The following is a 17,701-nucleotide window of genomic DNA, read 5'->3' as shown; positions in this document are numbered from 1 at the left end:
GGCATACGCCCGCACCACCGCGGCGGCAAGCCGTCACCCAGGCCGGCGGGCGCGATGGCGTTATAGCGTAATTATGACAGACTACAACAAAATGCGGCCGCTGGCACTGCCCCGCCGTGAGCGGCCCAGGAATGACGCCGGCCGGATGCAGCGCAGCGCCAGACCGAGCCGGTTTTACTGGACGACAAAGGCGACGGGTCATGAGAAAGACAAGGACAAGGAGCCTCAGCGTCTGGACCAGCCGGCAATAAGCGTTGAGCTCGAGCGGAAACAAAAACCGGCCGCGGGGTATGCCGGTCCTCGCCGGGCTTTCAGCGCCGGGCCACGATAAAGAGGCGGGGAAAGGCCAGCAATACCCGACCATCGGCTCGCGGCGGATAGGCTGGCGCAATCGCCTGCAGATAATCGTCAAGGAAACTGTCCCGTTCCGCGGGCGTTAGCGGGTCGAGAAACGGGCGCAGCCCGGTCGCCCGCAGCCATACGGCGATGGCGGCCAGGGACGGCATCACATGGTAATAGCGGGTTTGCCAGATATCCACGCCGGCGGCCAACGGCGCCAGCAGATCGTAATAGTCGGCGACACTGAGAATACCCACTCGGCTAAAAGCCGCGTCGGGGATCCGGCCACGCCATTTTGCCCGAGACGCGACTTCACGCATGGCCCGGTGGCTAGGCTCTTCCCGGTTATTCGGCATTTGTACCGCTAAGACGCCGCCGGCGACTAACTGGCCCATCAGCCGCGGCAGCAACTGGAGATGACCGCCCACCCATTGCAGCGAGGCATTGGCAAAAACGATATCCTGCGCCAGCGCGGGGCGCCAGGATGCCATATCCTGCTCGATAAATTCGCACCCCGGCAGGCGGGCACGCGCGCTTGCCAGCATACTGGGCGACGTGTCGACGCCGGTGACCCGGGCCTCGGTAAAACGCTCGACCAATAGCGCGGTAGAATTCCCCGGGCCACAGCCCAAATCGGCGATATTGTCCGCCGTGGCCAGCGGGATTCGGGCCAACAACGCCTGCGCTGGGCGGGTGCGTTCGTCTTCAAATTGGCGATAAAGCTCGGGGTTCCACTCCTGCATGACCTTGTCTCCAGAGAAACCGCGGCCGCGACATCCTCGCCCCGGCCGCGGAATGGCCTTAGGGAAAGGATAAAACCTAGCATTTTCCTGGTGCCCACGTCTCGCGTTCCGAAAGCTAAATCGTGCTGTCTCCCCGTTGCGCATGGAGAAAACGTATCCAGACCCCCACACTATCCGACAGGTATTTCTGCCGATGGTGGCACAGGCTGAGAGTGCGGAAAAAACGCTGTTGCGTGGGGATCTGGCTGAAGTGCCCGGCGAAGCACGGCTGATCGATCAGCAATCGTGAGGCAAAGGTCAGCCCGAGACGTTGCTGAACGCAAAACAGGATCGCGTCAAAATCCTCCAGCGCTAATACAATCTTGGGCTTGGTCAATAATGGCGCCAATTGGTGCTCAAAGTCGTTGCGGCTGCCGGAACCGGTCTCACGCAGGATCCACTGACGATCTTCAAGCGCCGACAGCGGCACGTTTTCGCCCTGTGCGAGGGGATCGCCGGCGGGACAAATGATGACCATTTCGTCCTGGCGCCACGCCGTGACCTGCAAATCCTCATCGTTGACTTCGCCCTCGATAAGCGCCAAATCAAGCTCAAAATTCAGCAATCTTTTGCGCAGACCCTCGCTGTTGTCGATGACCACTTCCGGTAACCAACCGTAGCGATGCCGGAAATCGCTGAGCAAGGACGGCAGCAAATACCCGCCGATAGTTTTGCTGCCCCCCAAACGTAACGACGGATCGCCGGTGCTGAAAAGTTCGTCGATATCGTCCACCCGCGTCAATAGTTCATCCGCCAGCGGCAGCAGACGGCGGCCTTCGTGGTTAATGAAAAGGCGCCCGTGATGACGGTCGAACAACTTAATGTCCAGGCGGTTCTCGACTTCGCCCAACGTCTGGGACACCGCGCCCTTGGTCATGAACAGCTGCCCGGCGGCCTGGGAAAGGTTGCCGCACTGCGCGACGATTTTAAACACCAACAATTGTTTGAGAGTCAACTTCATCGTTTAGTTTTATAAAACGCTAGGTTAAAAAAAACAGAATATCCTGAACGACGAATAATCTCTATACTCGCACCGAATGAATGAGCATTTTGTGCTGGAGAACATGCATGTCGAAACAGTTAACAACGTCGCTACTGCGGCTGCCGACGCCCACCGCCGGTCTGGCGCTGGGTATTGCCAGTCTCGGCGCCTGTCTGGAATATACCTTGCCGCTCCATGGCGCAGGGCAACATGGCGGCGCGCTGATAGCGACTATCCTGCTGCTGGCGCTGACGGCAAAATTTTGCTGTCACCCCATTCGTCTGGCGCAGGATCTGCAACATGCGGTTATCGGCAGTGTCGTGCCCACCTACGCCATGGGCTGGATGCTGGTCGCCAAGGCGCTGGCGCCTATCTGGCCACTAGGCGGCCAAGGGCTGTGGTTGCTGGCGGTTGCGATACATTTATGCTTTTTGGGAATCTTTATCTGGCACCGCAGCCGCCATTTCCGCCTGGCGCATATGGTGCCCGCCTGGTTTGTGCCGCCGGTGGGGATCATTGTCGCCGATGTGGCCTTTCCCGGCGGCGCGCTGGCCCCGCTGGCGCATATTCTGCTGTTGGGGGGTATGGTCAGTTACGCCGTCATGCTGCCGCTGATGCTCTATCGCTTTATCTTCCGCCCGGAAATTGCCAACAGCGCTAAACCGACCATTGCCATTATGGCGGCCCCCGCTAGCCTATCGCTCGCCGGATATTTATCGGTAACCGCCCAGCCGTCGCTCTTGCTGTGCGCGATTTTGCTGGGTATTGCGCTGTCGATGACCCTGCTGATTTACCTGGCGCTGCCGCGCCTGCTGCGCCTGCCGTTCACGCCCGGTTTCGCGGCGTTCACTTTTCCATTGGCGATTGGCGCGACCGCGCTGTACAAGCTGGCCCATTCCTTAGCGGCCTATCCGATGGCGGAAAATTATGTCCGTCAAATAACCTACCTGGCGGATATTGAGGTGACCATCGCCACGCTGGTGGTGGGCTATGTCGCGCTGCGCTTTGTATTGAGCTGTCTGCCCTGCGTCAGGGAGCCGGCGGACGCCTAATTCATGAACCGGAGCGGGCCGCCCAGCGGGGCGATGAAAGGAACGGCAATCGAGCGGCAGTTGCAACGCCCATTGCGAAGGCATTGCGCGACGGTTGGGCCGTCAATCGCGCAGAGGGACGACGGACCGCTAATCGGTGCGGTAATGAGGATACCCATCATCGCCGAAACCGGGGAAGCCCTTAGCGTAAACGTCGGGCGTGGCGCTCACGATTTTCGCCGCGCGCTCGCGCCGATTTGCGCAATGCCACATAGCAGGCGCCCGCGCCGCCGTGCGCCGGTTGTGCACAACAGTACGCCTGAACCTGGACAAACTGCATCAGCCAACGGGCCACAAAGCTGCGCACCCTGTTGGCATGGCTGTCGTCGCTAGGCCCGCGGCCATGAATAATCAGCAGCGTGCGGCACTCTTCCTGCGTTACACGTTCCATGAACTCAAACAGCAGCGCGCGGGCGCGCATGACCGGCATGCGGGTGATATTCAGCCTGGCCTCGATGAGGTATTTGCCGTGGCCGAGTTTATCGATAAGCCCCTGCTGAATGCCGTCTTGCTTAAAATAGAGCGGCGTATCGCAGGGCTGCGGCGCGAAAAGCTCGGTGATAAGAAAGTTTTCCTGCGACGGGCGCGCCGGCGCCGGCCGCTGAGACGGGGCGGATTTGGCCGCTAAATACACCACGCTGGCGCGCTGTTTTAACGGTCTGACATCTTCCATGGCCTGGTTAAACAACTCTTTATCGTCATAGGTCATTGTTTTTCGCTCACGCGGGCCCGGGCTGCGCGCGCATCGTCCGGGGGTCAACACAGTTCAACTATAGTCCCCGCGTTGGGATATTTCACGGCCTTTTCACCCCCCTCCCCGCCGTTTTTTGGCGAAAAGTGCAGCAGCCTTCCGTGGTGCTTTTATAACGGCGGCAATTAATGTTAAAATTGACGCAAATCAATATTGCAAGGGCGGCGACCTATGATTATCCCTGAAAAGCGTATCATCAGACGAATTCAGTCCGGCGGCTGCGCCATCCATTGTCAGGATTGCAGTATCAGCCAGCTCTGCATTCCCTTTACGCTAAATGAGCACGAGCTGGATCAGCTCGACAATATCATTGAGCGTAAAAAACCGATCCAGAAAGGACAAACGCTGTTCAAGGCGGGCGATGAGTTAAAATCCCTCTACGCCATCCGTTCCGGCACGATCAAGAGTTACACCATTACCGAACAGGGCGACGAACAGATCACCGGTTTTCATTTGGCCGGCGATCTGGTGGGCTTCGATGCCATTGGCGGCGGCCAGCATCCGAGTTTTGCCCAGGCGCTGGAGACGTCGATGGTGTGTGAAATACCCTTTGAAACCCTTGATGATCTCTCCGGTAAAATGCCTAACCTGCGGCAGCAGATGATGCGGTTAATGAGCGGTGAAATCAAAGGCGATCAGGATATGATTTTGCTGCTGTCGAAGAAAAATGCCGAGGAACGATTGGCCGCGTTTGTCTATAATCTTTCACGCCGCTTTGCCCAGCGCGGTTTCTCGCCCCGCGAATTCCGCCTGACCATGACCCGCGGCGATATCGGCAATTATCTTGGCCTCACGGTGGAAACTATCAGCCGCTTGCTCGGACGCTTTCAAAAAAGCGGGATGCTGGCGGTGAAAGGCAAATATATTACTATTGAAAACCACGCCCTGCTGTCCGATCTGGCCGGCACGCCGCAGAAAATGGCCAGCACGCCGCAGAAAATCGCCTGAACAATGGCCGGAGAAGTAATTTTGTTATTTTATTGATCCGGCTTCATTCCATACCTGTCAGTGTTTGCCTTGATGAGTTACTCTTATCTCAAACGTTCAGTTGAACCGCAGAAGTAAGGAGACGTTATGGCAAAGTATCAAAACCTGCTGGTAGCAATCGACCCCGATCAGGACGATCAGCCTGCGCTGCGCAGAGCGGTCTATCTGGTTCAACGGCTGGGCGGCCATATTAAAGCCTTCCTGCCGATTTATGATTTCTCCTATGAAATGACCACCCTGCTGTCCCCCGATGAGCGGACCGCCATGCGCAGGGGGGTAATTGAACAGCGTACCGCCTGGATTACCGAACAGTGTCGTCATTATCTTGACAGCGGCGTGCAAATTGAAATCAAGGTGGTTTGGCATAACCGCCCATTTGAGGCGATTATTCAGGAAGTCCTGGCATTTGACCACGATTTGCTGTTGAAAATGGCCCATCAGCACGACCGTTTTGAATCCGTGATATTTACCCCGACGGACTGGCATCTATTACGCAAATGCCCCTGTCCGGTATGGATGGTGAAAGATCAGCCCTGGCCCGAGGGCGGAAAAGCCCTGGTAGCGGTCAATCTTTCCGGTGAAGAGCCGTATCACGATCCCCTCAATATCAAGCTGGTGGAGGCCTCGTTGGCCTTGGCCAAGCAGGTGAACCAGACCGAGGTTCATCTGGTGGGCGCCTATCCGGTCACGCCTATCAACATTGCCATTGAATTACCCGATTTCGATCCCAGCGTATATAACGACGCGATCCGCGGACAGCATCTTCTCGCCATGAAAACCCTACGGCAAAAATTCGGTCTCGATCAGAAATATACCCACGTCGAAAAAGGGATGCCGGAAGAGGTTATTCCCGATTTGGCTGAACATCTGGACGCCGGCGTAGTGGTGATTGGCAGCATCGGCCGTACCGGTTTTTCCGCCGCGTTTATCGGCAATACCACCGAACTGGTGATCGACCATCTAAAATGTGATTTGCTGGCGATTAAGCCGGATGACTTTGTTTCGCCGGTAACGCTGGAGCTGGGTGATCAATACGAGTAATCAGCGACTGGATTAATCACAAGGCACCGGAAGGTGCCTTGTGTGGCGATGCCGCAGTCATTCCCCTGCCAGCCTGCCCTCGGGCGTATTCTCTGATGTCTTATACGCTCCGGTGCCATACTGCTATTTTGGGCAATAGCGACAAACAGTACAATGCGCATAGGCCAACAATCACATAGACAATGCGCGCAACCATTGCTTCCTGCCCGCCAAAAACGGTTGCCACCAGATCAAAGCGAAATAGCCCAACCAATAGCCAATTCACGCCACCGACAATGAGCAAAATTAACGCAATGGTGGTTAATGCTTTCATGATCACTCCCCTTATTGAAATATTGGGCATTATTGCCTCATGAGTCCCGCTTGTTACCGGCCGGATGAAAACCCGGCGGCATAGAGAACCCGAAAATACGCTAATAAACTGTAGTGCTTATTTCCGATAAGGGAGGAGTAAATTTTATTTTGCCGGCCGTTTGCAGGAAATTATACTTTTATCGCCGGTTATGATGCCGGCCCCTGCTCGGTCAACGGCGGGCGATTGCGCTGCGCACAGGCGTAGGCAGGAGGGAAGCGAGGCCGCAAGCGTTGGCGGCCCATAAATGAGCGCCCCGCTAAACGGCCGATTTGCGGCTGCCACCTCTGCCTTAAGGCCGATTTGCGGCTGCCACCCCTGCCTTTAAGGACGACGTTATTTACCGGTCAGGAAATGACGCAACGGCATCCTTTGTAGATTGAATAAAATCAATAAACGCGCGCAGCGGCGGCGGGACCAGCCTGCGGCCGGAATAATAAAGATACGGCCCGGAAAAGGTCTGCCACCAGGGTTGCAGCACCGGTTCAAGTTCGCCGCTGTCAATCGCGGGGCGTAGCCAGTTTTCAAAGAGATAGATGACCCCTAGCCCGGCGACCGCCGAGGCGACGCCGAGATCGGTTGCGGTGCCGGCACTGTAGATCAGAGGGCCTGACGGCGCGAGTTGATAAACGTCATCTCCCCGTTGATAGTGCCATATTTCCAGATTTCCCCCGCCGAACCGGCTGCGCAAACAATCCATTTTCATCAAATCCTGGGGATGACGGGGGCGGCCGTGCCGGTCAAGGTAGGCCGGCGCCGCCGCCGTGGCGAAACGTTGTTCGCGCGGTCCCACGGGGACGGCAATCATGTCCTGCTCAAGCCAATCGTCATAACGGATCCCCGCATCGCACCCCGCGGACAGGAAATCGACAATGCCGCTTTCCGCCATCACCTCAACCTTGATGTCAGGATAGCGTTTGAGAAAAGGCGCAAGCAGTTGCGGCAGCACCAAGCGCGAGACATTTACCGGTACGGTAAGACGCAGCGTACCCGCGGGCCGATTGCTCGATGAGGTGGCGGTTTCCAGCGCCTGCGCGAGTTCAGCGAAAGCGGGGCCAATGCGCTCCAGCAGCTGTTTCCCTTTTTCCGTCGGCAATATGCTGCGCGTCGTGCGGTGCAACAGGCGTACGCCCAAGTGGCTTTCGAGCCGCCGCACCGCATCGCTGAGGCCGGAGGGACTGACGTGCAACGCGCGCGCCGCCTGACGAAATCCGCCGGCCTGCGCTACGGCGGCAAACGCTTTCAAATCGCTCAGCCTGTCCGTTGCCCTTTTTGTCACTTTCGCTCCCCTGGCGCCGTTGCCGGCCATTGAAAGTAGGTGGCGCCTCTCAGTTGCGTGCGACGCACAGCGCTAAATGTCCAAGCGCTTAATACCGTTCTTTCCGCGCTTGCCCTCCGCGCTGAGTGTACGTAAAAACGAACACTCTGTACACCGGCGGTAGGATACCGTCCTCTTGGGTGCCACGCTACAATGCCGGGCAGTGACGGGGAAATGCCAAACGGCCGACCGCTGCCGTTGGCCGGCCCGCCGCCGACGAGGCGACGCATTCCGCGACGGTTCCCTATAAACAGGAGAGAAAACATGCAAAGCCTGACACCTTTAGCGCTGGTCACCGGCGCCTCTTCGGGCATCGGCCTTTCGTTTGCCCGCCGGCTGGCCGCCCGGGGGTACCCCCTGATTGCCGTGGGACGCCGCCAACAACGTTTGGACGCGCTGGCCGCCGAATTTCCCGCCGTCAACATCCGCCCGGTCGTAGCCGATCTGGCTTGCGCGGCCGGTATTGCCGCCGTGGCCGAATTATGCCGCCGAGAGCCTCTGACATTGCTTATCAACAATGCCGGCGTGGCCCATTATATGCCCTTCACCACGCTGCCGCCGGAGAAAGCGAGCGAATTACTTCAGGTGAAGTGTATCGCGCCCACCCTGCTGGCGCATGCCGCCGCGCCGGGCATGGTGGCGCGGCGCGGCGGCACGCTTATCAACGTAGCGGGGATGCTGGCGTTTGGCGCAACGGCCCCGCTCGGGCAAGCGCCCGGGCGCGCCATCTATGTCGCCGCCCTTGCCCATCTGGTGTCCATGTCATTGGCGCTGCACGAAGAGCTGGGCTCCGCCGGCCTGCGCGTCCAGGCACTTTGTCCCGGCATCGTCGCCACCGAATTTCATGAACGTCAGGGGATGGATTTGAGCGCATTAGCGCGAATGAGTGCGGATGATGTAGTCACCGCCAGCCTGCGCGCCCTTGATTTGGGGGAAGTGCTCTGTGCGCCGGGGGTTGAGAACGCCACACTACTGGCAGATGTCTGCAAAGCCAACCTGGCGGCCTTTGGCGCCCAGTCGCCGCAGCTGGCGGCACGCTACCGATAAGCGTTACCCATTACAACCGGCTAGCGCGTCAACCTACCGGCCGGCCACCGAAACAAATACGGGGCCGGCCGGCTGGGCTAACGATTAAAGCGCGCGCAAAATCGCTTCTACGCTCTGCTTGGCATCGCCAAACAGCATTTGCGTATTGTCTTTGAAAAACAGCGGATTTTGTACTCCGGCGTAACCGGTATTCATCGAACGCTTAAAGACCACGACGTTGTGCGCTTTCCACACCTCTAACACCGGCATTCCCGCGATGGGACTGCGCGGATCGTCTTGCGCCGCCGGGTTGACGGTATCGTTGGCGCCGATGACCAACACGGTATCGGTGGCGCTGAAATCCTCGTTGATTTCATCCATCTCCAACACGATATCGTAAGGCACCTTCGCCTCCGCCAACAGTACATTCATATGGCCCGGCAAGCGCCCCGCCACCGGATGGATGCCAAAACGCACATTGACGCCGCGCTGCCGCAGCTTGGCGGTGATATCGTGTACCGGATATTGCGCCTGCGCCACCGCCATGCCGTAGCCGGGAGTGATGATCACCGAGCTGGAATTTTTCAACAATTCGGCCACCTCCTCCGCCGTGGTTTCACGATATTCCCCCATTTCGGCTTCGGGATCGCCGGCGCTGCTGTCGTTACCAAACCCGCCGGCGATGACGCTGATAAAGGAGCGGTTCATCGCTTTACACATGATGTAGGAGAGGATGGCACCGGACGATCCCACCAGCGCGCCGGTGACGATCAGCAGATCGTTGCTCAACATAAAACCCGCCGCCGCCGCTGCCCAGCCGGAATAGGAGTTAAGCATGGAAACCACCACCGGCATATCGGCGCCGCCAATGGAGGCGACCAGGTGCCAGCCGAACGCCAGGGCGATGAGGGTCATCAACAACAGCGCCAGCACCTGCAGGCCGATATTGTCGCTGCGCACGAAAAGTATCAGCAGTAAAAACGAAATCACCAGCGCCGCGAGGTTCATTTGATGACGCCGCGGCAACATCAGCGGACGGGAGGAGATTTTCCCGTGCAGCTTGCCAAACGCCACGATCGAGCCGGTGAAGGTCACCGCACCGATAAAGATCCCCAGGAAAACCTCGGTTAAATGGATATTCTCCATGACCGCGTTAGTAATTGCGTCGTGCTCCAGATAACTATTAAAGCCGACCAAGACCGCCGCCAAGCCGACGAAGCTGTGCAAAATCGCTACCAGTTCCGGCATTTCGGTCATTTCGACCTTGCGCGCCAAATACACCCCAATGGCGCCGCCGATGACCATGGCAACAATGATCCAGCCGACATTGCCGGCATGGGGTCCCAACACCGTCGCGATGAGCGCGATAGCCATCCCGGTGATGCCAAACAGGTTACCCTGCCGCGATGTTTCGTGTTTGGATAGCCCCGCCAGGCTACAAATAAATAAAATGGCGGCGACGATATAAGCCGCCGTGACGAGTCCTTCAGACATGGTTCACCCCTTAATTTTTACGAAACATTTTCAGCATGCGCTGAGTGACGGTGAAACCACCAAAGATATTGATGCTGGCAATCAGCACGGCAATAAACGACAGGAAAGAGACCCATCCGCCATCGCCGATTTGTAATAACGCGCCAACGACAATAATGCCTGAAATCGCATTGGTGACCGACATTAACGGGGTGTGCAGCGCATGGCTGACATTCCAGACGACGTAATAGCCCACGACGCATGCCAGGGCAAACACCGTAAAGTGCGATAAGAAATCGCGCGGGGCCGCATTCGCCAGGGCGCCAAATAACACGATAGCCACGGCGATAAGCCCATATTTACGCAACGGCGACGCCGGCCGGGGCGGCGCTGCGGGCGTTGCCGCCGGGGCAGCCTGCGCCGGCTTCGGCTGAGCGGACACGGTGATAGGCGGGGCCGGCCAGGTTAATTCGCCGTCACGGATAACGGTAACGCCGCGGATAACGACGTCGTCAAAATCCACCACAATATCGCCATTCTTCTCTTTACAGAGCAGTTTTAACAGGTTTATTAAGTTAGTGGCGTACAGCTGGGAGGACTGGGTGGGTAACCGACTGGGCAAATCGGTATAGCCGATAATTCGCACGCCGTTATCGGTCACCGTCACCTGGTCCGCCACGGTCAGCTCACAGTTGCCGCCGGTTTGCGCCGCCAGATCGACAATAACGCTGCCCGGTTTCATGCTGGCGACCATCTCTTTGGTGATAAGACGGGGGGCCGGCTTGCCCGGAATCAATGCGGTGGTGACGATAATATCGACATCTTGCGCCTGCGCGGCGAACAGCGCCATTTCGGCTTTGATAAAGGCGTCAGACATGACCTTGGCGTAACCATCGGAACCACCCGCCTCCTCTGTAAACTCCAGCTCGAGGAACTCGGCGCCCATACTTTGCACCTGTTCTTTCACCTCGGGACGAGTATCGAAAGCGCGAACCACGGCGCCGAGGCTGCCGGCGGTGCCGATGGCGGCCAGCCCCGCGACGCCGGCGCCGATCACCATCACCTTCGCCGGCGGCACCTTACCCGCCGCGGTAATCTGGCCGGTAAAGAAGCGACCGAATTCATGGGCGGCCTCAACGATGGCGCGGTAGCCGGCTATATTGGCCATCGAGCTCAGAGCATCTAGCGACTGCGCGCGCGAAATACGCGGCACGGCGTCCATCGCCATGACGGTGACGTTTTTGGCGCGCAGGGCCGTCAGCAGGTCGGCATTTTGCGCGGGCCAAATAAAACTTATCAACGTCGTGCCGCTTTTCAGCAGGGCAATTTCATCCTCGGTCGGCGCATTGACTTTAAGAATGATATCGGACTGCCAAACTTCAGAGGTATTTGTCAACGTCGCACCCGCCGCAACAAACGCGGCATCCTCGAAACTCGCCAATGTCCCGGCGCCGTTTTCCACCGCGACACTAAAACCCAGCTTAAGCAATTGCTCGACGGTTTTAGGCGTGGCGGCGACCCGGGCTTCGTTGGCAACGCGTTCTTTTGGTACACCAATACGCATAGCTTTCCCTTATTATTCAGTTCTTTTGTAAATGACAGGTTGCCGGTGCCGGAACGCGCGGCATCACGGGCCGCCGCCCGGGAAATCCAGCAGGCGTCAACTACTAACCTACTTAAATTAAGATAAGCGGTCTATGTTTTGTGCCGGTTAATTACGTTTTGGGATAAAAATCCCGCCGCATGCAGGTCGTTAAAAGCAAATGTTGTCAATCGTCACATGAAATGCTGAGACAGTTGCCATTATTACATGCCATAATCGGCGCCTATTCTGTTATACATCAACAGTTCAGCACATTTTGCGTGAAAGCGTTTGTCGAAAGGATTTTTTATGAAGCTGAAGAAGACACTATTGACATCGGCGTTAATGACTTTACTGACCTTTACCGCGCAAGCGGCGCAGGAGCTTTCGCCGGAAAAGGCCGCCAGTTTGCAGCCTTTTGAACGTATTAATATCACCGGTCGGTTTAACGCCATTAACGATGCCGCCGCCGCGGTTTCGCGCCGCGCGGACCAGGTTGGCGCCGCGGCGTTTTACGTGGTCAATATCAATGACGCCAACAACAGCGGCAACTGGCGCGTCACCGCCGATCTGTATCGTCAAGATGCGCCCGCCGCCTCCACCGAGACGCAGTACCGGGTATTCAATGGCGTCAAAGAACTACCGCGCACCGAGGCCAATTTACTGGAGCCTTATGATACCGTATCGGTTAACGGTTTTTATCGCAACCAGCCGGAAATCAATGACGCCATTTCCAAAGCGGCGAAAGCCAAAGGCGCCGACTCCTACTATATTGTGCGCCAGATAAACGCCAATCAGGGCGGAAACCAGTTTGCCACCGCCTTCATTTATCGAGCGGATGCGCCGAAGCGCGTAGTGCAGAGCCCGGACAAGATCCCGGCCAACTCAGAAGCCGGTAAAGCGGCGCTGGCCGCCGGGGGTGCTGCGGCCGCCAATGTGGAAATTCCAGGCGTCGCTTCCTCAGAGTCCCCCAGCAGTAAAGTAGGCCGCTTCTTTGAAACGCAATCCACCCGCGGCACGCGTTACACCGTCACATTACCTGACGGCACCAAGATTCAAGAAGTTAACAACATCACCGCGGCGCAAATGGTTCCGTTTGACTCCATCAGCTTTACCGGCCATTTCAATAGCTCAACTGATATTTCAACCGAAACCGCGCGACGTGCGGCGAAGAAAGGCGCCAAGTTTTATCACATTACGCGCCAGTGGCAGCAGAACCAGAGCGGCAGTAACCTGACCATCAGCGCCGACCTGTTTAAATAAGGGCGCGCGTAGCCTGAGTGCCTGCCGTGTAGAGGTAATTTCACCGCCGATGTGCCGCGCGCGCCAGGCGCCGGGGGTTATTGTGGCCCTGGCCCCTGGCACACGAAGACATTAGTCAGATCAAGGCGCGCGTTTCAGGCCGAGGTGGCGGCGTTAGGGATAGGCAGACGGATAAGCAGCCGCTCATCTTGTTGGGTGAGTTGCAGCGGTGGGCCAAGTTCCTGGCGGATCTGCGCCAGTTGCTCCCCTTCGAGCGCGTAAGGCAGTTGAATATCAAAGCGGGTCAGCCCCTGCTGGCCGGCAAGCGTGATCAGCCGGATAATATTCGTTTCATCATTCACCTGGGTTGAAAGAACCTGCAACGCCAACGCTTTCAGCTTCTCCTGATCGGTCTGGCTACTCGCCGCGGCCTGGCGCGTGACCATGCCGAAAATGGGAATAACGCCGTATATCGCGTCGATGAAACTCCAGCGTTTCTTACAGCTCGCGGAGAGATAATCCGTGTAATCGAAGCAAAAGGTTTCACCCTGCTCGGCATTTGCAAACTGAGGTTTGCTCATCTCGCCCGTTCCTCTCTAAACCGTTTGGCGCCGCTCGCCTTTCGCCCGTTTCGCACTATATCATAACGGTCGGGATAATAGGTGCTAAGCCGCATCGGCAAGTGCTAAAAGTTGACCTGGTCACGCGCAATCGCCCCCTCTTTGTCAACATTTGCGGCCGGGATCTCACCTTTATTGCTGTTAACAAATCATTTATCCCGGCACGTGGCGTCGAGGCGCGAGTGGCGGTATGCTCTGGGCGGGGATGTTGGCGTTGGAAGGCGGTAAAGTCCATTGATGAACAAGATCGTATATGTAGAAGACGATAGCGAAGTCGGCACTCTGATAGCCGCCTGGCTGGGTAAGCACGACTTCGAGGTGATAGTGGAGCCGCGCGGCGACCGGGCGCTGGAGGTTATCGAGGCGCACGCGCCCGATCTGGTGCTGCTGGATATCCTGTTGCCCGGCAAAGACGGTATGACGCTGTGCCGGGATTTACGTCCCCGCTATGCGGGCCCTATCGTCTTGTTGACCTCGCTGGACAGCGATATGAATCATGTGCTGGCGCTGGAGATGGGCGCCAACGATTATATTCTTAAAACGACGCCGCCCGCGGTGTTGCTGGCCCGCGTACGGCTGCATTTGCGCCAGAATAGCGGCGCCGCGCGCGCGCCTGCGTCCGCCGCCGCCGCGAGCACCGCCAGCGTGCTGCACTTTGGTCAACTGAGTATCGACGCCATCAATCGTCAGGTGATCCTCGACGGCCACACCGTTTTGCTCTCCACGGCGGACTTTGAACTGCTCTGGGAGCTCGCCTGCCATGCCGGACAGATAATGGATCGCGAGGCGCTGCTGAAAAAGCTGCGCGGCGTCAGTTATGACGGCCTGGACCGCAGCATCGACGTGGCGATATCCCGTCTGCGTAAAAAGCTCGACGACAGCGCTCTTGAGCCGTTTCGTATCAAAACCATCCGCAATAAAGGCTATTTGTTTGCCCCCAACGCCTGGGAGCGCGCCCGGCCATGAGAAAGCTCTTTATCCAGTTCTACCTGCTTTTGTTCGTTTGCTTTCTGGTCATGACGCTATTGGTGGGACTGGTCTACAAAGTCACCGCCGAGCGCGCCGGCCGCAAATCCCTTGATGATTTGATGAAAAGTTCGCTTTATCTGATGAAAAGTGAACTGCGCGCCATCCCGCCGCGCGACTGGAACAAAACCATCAACCGTCTTGATCTCAATCTGTCGTTTAAGTTGCATATCGAGCCGATGAAAAAATTCCGTCTGCGGCCGGATTCCGACCGGCGTTTACGGCGTGGCGAAATCCTCGCCCTTGATGACGAATACACCTTTATCCAGCGTATTCCGCGCAGTAATTACGTGCTGGCGGTCGGGCCGATCCCCTATTTATTCTTTCTGCACGAGATGCGCCTGCTGGATTTGGCGCTACTGGTCATGATAGGCCTGTCGCTGGCCTTTCCGGTATTCGTCTGGATGCGCCCGCACTGGCAGGACATGCTGAAGCTGGAGCTGGCCGCGCAGCGTCTCGGCCAGGGCCATCTCAATGAGCGTACCCATTTTGATAGCGCTTCCAGTCTCTATCGGCTGGGTATCGCTTTCAACCAAATGGCGGATAGCGTCAACACGCTCATCGCCAGTAAAAAACGGCTTATCGACGGCATCGCCCACGAGCTGCGAACGCCGCTGGTACGCTTGCGCTACCGGCTGGCGATGAGCGAAGGCGTGGCCCCGGATGAGCAAGAACGTCTGAATCATGACATTGCCCAGTTGGAGGGGCTTATCGATGAGCTGTTGACGTTCGCCCGGCTCGACCGGCCGCAGGTGGTGCTTAATCTGACCGCCTTTGATCTACCGCGCTGGCTCGGCGAGAAAATCGAGGATATGCGCACCCTGCATCCGGAGCGCGCTATTGCACAGGAGGTCCCCGCCGAGGGCGATTTCGGTCCCCTGGATGAACGGCTTACCGAACGGGTGCTGGATAATCTGGTAAATAACGCGCTGCGCTACAGCCGTCAAAGCATCAGCATCCGTCTCGGCCAGCAGGGCGACTGGGGATATCTGCAGGTCGATGATGACGGCCCGGGGATCCCGGCGGCAGAACGCGAACGGATTTTCGAGCCCTTTGTGCGCCTGGATCCCAGCCGCGATCGCACCACCGGCGGCTGCGGCCTGGGATTGGCCATCGTTCACTCCATCGCCCTCGCCTATGGCGGCGAGATTAGCGTCGGCGAAAGCCATCTGGGCGGCGCGCGTTTTCTGTTCCGCTGGCCGCTCAAACCGGCGGCCGCTTACCCACACGGTTAGTCTGCCCGCGCTGCTCTGGGGATGCGTTGTTGGAGCGCTTGCGCCGGACGAGGGTTAACAATGATGCCAATCTATAGTATGTTGTAACTAATATCCGTTATGACGGTGAGCCCACGGGAGCATGCTTCCCCTCAGCCGGCGGCCGAGGCGCGGCGGCAGCGGAAGGTGACGTCGGATATGACTGCCTAACCTCAAGGCGTGACCTCCTTGAGTCATAGTGACCCGCAGGTCGTACAAACGGTTACAGAGCGATACCATTCACTTACTTACAACGCGCGCGCCTTCCCCTAAGCTTCCGTCATCGGCCCCGACTCGGGGTTGTCACCGAAACCGCAATGCTGAGGATATGATAATGAAAAAGATTTTCGCACTGATTGTTGCCGCCACCATGGGATTGTCCAGCGCCGCTTTCGCTGCTGATACCACCACCGCACCGGCCGCCGGCAGCACCACCACCCAAACGGCGCCGGCAAAAACCGTGCATCACGTCAAAAAACACAAGAAAGCCAAGAAAACCGCACCGGCACAAACTGCTCAGGCGGCGAAGAAACCCGTTAAGAAACATAAAAAAGTTGCAGCCACCCAGACCGCCCAGGCCGCGAAGAAACACGTGAAAAAACACACCAAAGCCGCGCCGAAAGCCGCTGCCGCCACGCCTGCCGCTTAATTGAGGTAACCCCTGCCGACCGGCGGTTACTCCCCCTCACCGCCGCGCTCGGCCAGGGTCTTCGCGGGCCAGGTCCGCGGAAAATCGCTCTACCGCGACACCCGGAATTCCGGGTGTCGCTTTATTAGGGTCCGGTCTATGCTGCGACGTTATCGCTATGAAATTATTCTGGGCGTCTTGATCCTCTGCGCGCTGATTAGTGCGTCATTCTACCTCTGACTACCCGACAGACGGACAGCCTACGGCTAGCTGCCTTTAGCCAACTGAAACACAACGTTTTTTACTCTCCTTGGTGACTATTATCGGCTATAGTGAGTAAACGCCGCACGGATGAATCTCGAGATAATCATAAGGCACGTCTTTCTATGCGTATTGCGCCATTGCTGGTGTTATTGGTCACGATGATCCCTTTGTCCCGCGCCGCCGCCGCATTAAGCGACGAGCAGCGCACGCTTTTCTTCGGCCACGACCAACGTCAGGCCATTATGGATCCCACCGGTTGGCCGTGGCAGGCTATTGGCCAGGTGGAAACCGCCAGCGGCAATTTGTGTACCGCCACGCTTATCTCTGCGCATCTGGCGTTGACGGCCGGCCATTGTGTGCTGACGCCGCCGGGGAAAATCGACCCCGCCGTTATGTTACGTTTTGTCGCCGACCACCAGCGCTGGCGCTATCAGACCAGCGCGATCGAAACACTGGTCTCCTCTTCGCTAGGCAGACGATTGAAACCCGCCGGGGATGGCTGGGTGGTACCGCCGTCGGCGGCCGGGGAAGATTTTGCGTTAATTCGCCTGAAACAGGCTTTCACGGCATTAAAGCCGCTGCCGCTTTGGGAAGGTGATCGCGAAGAGTTAACCCTTCAGTTGAAACAAGCAGAACGGCACGTTACGCAGGCCGGTTATCCCGAGGATCATCTCGATACGCTCTATCGCCATGAAAACTGTCAGATTACCGGCTGGGCGCAGCGTGCGGTGCTATCGCACCGCTGCGACACGCTGCCTGGCGACAGCGGCTCGCCGCTCATGCTCTATACCTTGACCGGCTGGCGATTGATAGCCATCCAAAGTTCGGCGCCGCTGGCGAAAGACCGCTACCGGGCCGATAACCGCGCGCTGGCGATTACCGCGATTCGCGACCAGCTGACGCAACTCAGCGCCGGGGAGCGGGATACGCCGGCGCCCTAAGCG

The 17,701-nt window shown here is 57.8% G+C and carries 17 protein-coding genes; 9 read left to right on the top strand and 8 right to left on the bottom strand.

Annotated elements, in window-relative coordinates; genetic code table 11:
• Window positions 1-311: 311 nt before the first annotated feature.
• Complete coding sequence (gene tam / locus SANT_RS09780; protein ID WP_025422114.1) at window positions 312-1,082, bottom strand: trans-aconitate 2-methyltransferase; 771 nt, start codon at window positions 1,080-1,082, stop codon at window positions 312-314.
• Between the two features lie 115 nt (window positions 1,083-1,197).
• Window positions 1,198-2,082: a LysR substrate-binding domain-containing protein gene (locus SANT_RS09775; protein WP_025422113.1), complete on the bottom strand. Its 885-nt coding sequence runs from the start codon at window positions 2,080-2,082 to the stop codon at window positions 1,198-1,200.
• Between the two features lie 107 nt (window positions 2,083-2,189).
• Here SANT_RS09775 and SANT_RS09770 point away from each other — a divergent pair, with 107 nt between their 5' ends.
• On the top strand, window positions 2,190-3,155 hold the full coding sequence (locus tag SANT_RS09770) for a TDT family transporter (RefSeq protein WP_025422112.1): 966 nt from the start codon (window positions 2,190-2,192) through the stop codon (window positions 3,153-3,155).
• Window positions 3,156-3,336: 181 nt separating this feature from the next.
• Here the strand turns inward: SANT_RS09770 and smrA are convergent, their stop codons facing one another.
• Window positions 3,337-3,903 (bottom strand): DNA endonuclease SmrA, encoded by a 567-nt coding sequence (gene smrA / locus SANT_RS09765; RefSeq protein WP_025422111.1) that lies wholly within the window; start codon window positions 3,901-3,903, stop codon window positions 3,337-3,339.
• Between the two features lie 216 nt (window positions 3,904-4,119).
• Here smrA and fnr point away from each other — a divergent pair, with 216 nt between their 5' ends.
• Window positions 4,120-4,893, top strand: coding sequence for a fumarate/nitrate reduction transcriptional regulator Fnr (gene fnr, locus SANT_RS09760; RefSeq protein ID WP_025422110.1), 774 nt, complete (start codon window positions 4,120-4,122; stop codon window positions 4,891-4,893).
• Window positions 4,894-5,019: 126 nt separating this feature from the next.
• Window positions 5,020-5,973 (top strand): universal stress protein UspE, encoded by a 954-nt coding sequence (uspE, locus tag SANT_RS09755; protein ID WP_025422109.1) that lies wholly within the window; start codon window positions 5,020-5,022, stop codon window positions 5,971-5,973.
• A gap of 100 nt (window positions 5,974-6,073) precedes the next feature.
• On the opposite strand, the gene SANT_RS09750 is transcribed toward uspE, so the two are convergent.
• The gene (locus tag SANT_RS09750; RefSeq protein WP_025245682.1) at window positions 6,074-6,286 is read right to left on the bottom strand and encodes a DUF378 domain-containing protein; all 213 of its coding nucleotides are present in this window, start codon (window positions 6,284-6,286) and stop codon (window positions 6,074-6,076) included.
• Between the two features lie 379 nt (window positions 6,287-6,665).
• Complete coding sequence (locus SANT_RS09745) at window positions 6,666-7,604, bottom strand: LysR family transcriptional regulator (RefSeq protein ID WP_038669514.1); 939 nt, start codon at window positions 7,602-7,604, stop codon at window positions 6,666-6,668.
• A gap of 303 nt (window positions 7,605-7,907) precedes the next feature.
• Here SANT_RS09745 and SANT_RS09740 point away from each other — a divergent pair, with 303 nt between their 5' ends.
• The gene (locus SANT_RS09740; protein ID WP_038668447.1) at window positions 7,908-8,690 is read left to right on the top strand and encodes an SDR family NAD(P)-dependent oxidoreductase; all 783 of its coding nucleotides are present in this window, start codon (window positions 7,908-7,910) and stop codon (window positions 8,688-8,690) included.
• 84 nt (window positions 8,691-8,774) lie between these two features.
• On the opposite strand, the gene pntB is transcribed toward SANT_RS09740, so the two are convergent.
• Both pntB and pntA read right to left on the bottom strand, forming a co-directional pair.
• Window positions 8,775-10,163, bottom strand: a complete 1,389-nt coding sequence (gene pntB, locus SANT_RS09735) for a Re/Si-specific NAD(P)(+) transhydrogenase subunit beta (RefSeq protein ID WP_025422106.1) — start codon at window positions 10,161-10,163, stop codon at window positions 8,775-8,777.
• Window positions 10,164-10,173: 10 nt separating this feature from the next.
• Window positions 10,174-11,706 carry a Re/Si-specific NAD(P)(+) transhydrogenase subunit alpha gene (gene pntA / locus SANT_RS09730; RefSeq protein WP_025422105.1) on the bottom strand — a complete coding sequence of 511 codons (1,533 nt, stop codon included), beginning with the start codon at window positions 11,704-11,706 and terminating at the stop codon, window positions 10,174-10,176.
• 327 nt (window positions 11,707-12,033) lie between these two features.
• Between pntA and ydgH the strand changes: the two genes are divergently transcribed.
• Window positions 12,034-12,987, top strand: coding sequence for a DUF1471 family protein YdgH (gene ydgH, locus SANT_RS09725; protein WP_025422104.1), 954 nt, complete (start codon window positions 12,034-12,036; stop codon window positions 12,985-12,987).
• Between the two features lie 134 nt (window positions 12,988-13,121).
• Here ydgH and SANT_RS09720 read toward each other — a convergent pair whose 3' ends face one another.
• A complete protein-coding gene (locus tag SANT_RS09720) occupies window positions 13,122-13,547 on the bottom strand; it encodes a hypothetical protein (RefSeq protein ID WP_025422103.1) in 426 nt (141 codons plus the stop codon).
• 276 nt (window positions 13,548-13,823) lie between these two features.
• Here SANT_RS09720 and rstA point away from each other — a divergent pair, with 276 nt between their 5' ends.
• The 4 genes from rstA (at window position 13,824) to SANT_RS09700 (ending at window position 17,698) form a co-directional block, all read left to right on the top strand.
• A complete protein-coding gene (rstA, locus tag SANT_RS09715) occupies window positions 13,824-14,552 on the top strand; it encodes a two-component system response regulator RstA (RefSeq protein ID WP_025422102.1) in 729 nt (242 codons plus the stop codon).
• Complete coding sequence (rstB, locus tag SANT_RS09710) at window positions 14,549-15,847, top strand: two-component system sensor histidine kinase RstB (RefSeq protein ID WP_025422101.1); 1,299 nt, start codon at window positions 14,549-14,551, stop codon at window positions 15,845-15,847. The genes rstA and rstB overlap by 4 nt, the downstream gene beginning before the upstream one ends.
• A 352-nt stretch (window positions 15,848-16,199) precedes the next feature.
• Window positions 16,200-16,514, top strand: coding sequence for an acid resistance repetitive basic protein Asr (asr, locus tag SANT_RS09705; RefSeq protein ID WP_025422100.1), 315 nt, complete (start codon window positions 16,200-16,202; stop codon window positions 16,512-16,514).
• A gap of 365 nt (window positions 16,515-16,879) precedes the next feature.
• Window positions 16,880-17,698 carry a trypsin-like serine peptidase gene (locus SANT_RS09700; protein WP_025422099.1) on the top strand — a complete coding sequence of 273 codons (819 nt, stop codon included), beginning with the start codon at window positions 16,880-16,882 and terminating at the stop codon, window positions 17,696-17,698.
• Window positions 17,699-17,701: the final 3 nt, after the last annotated feature.

The sequence above is a fragment of the Sodalis praecaptivus genome (assembly GCF_000517425.1).
In the GTDB taxonomy this organism is placed as follows: domain Bacteria; phylum Pseudomonadota; class Gammaproteobacteria; order Enterobacterales; family Enterobacteriaceae; genus Sodalis_A; species Sodalis_A praecaptivus.
Note: the sequence above shows the minus strand (reverse complement) of the source record. Positions and strands in the feature narration are given on the sequence as shown.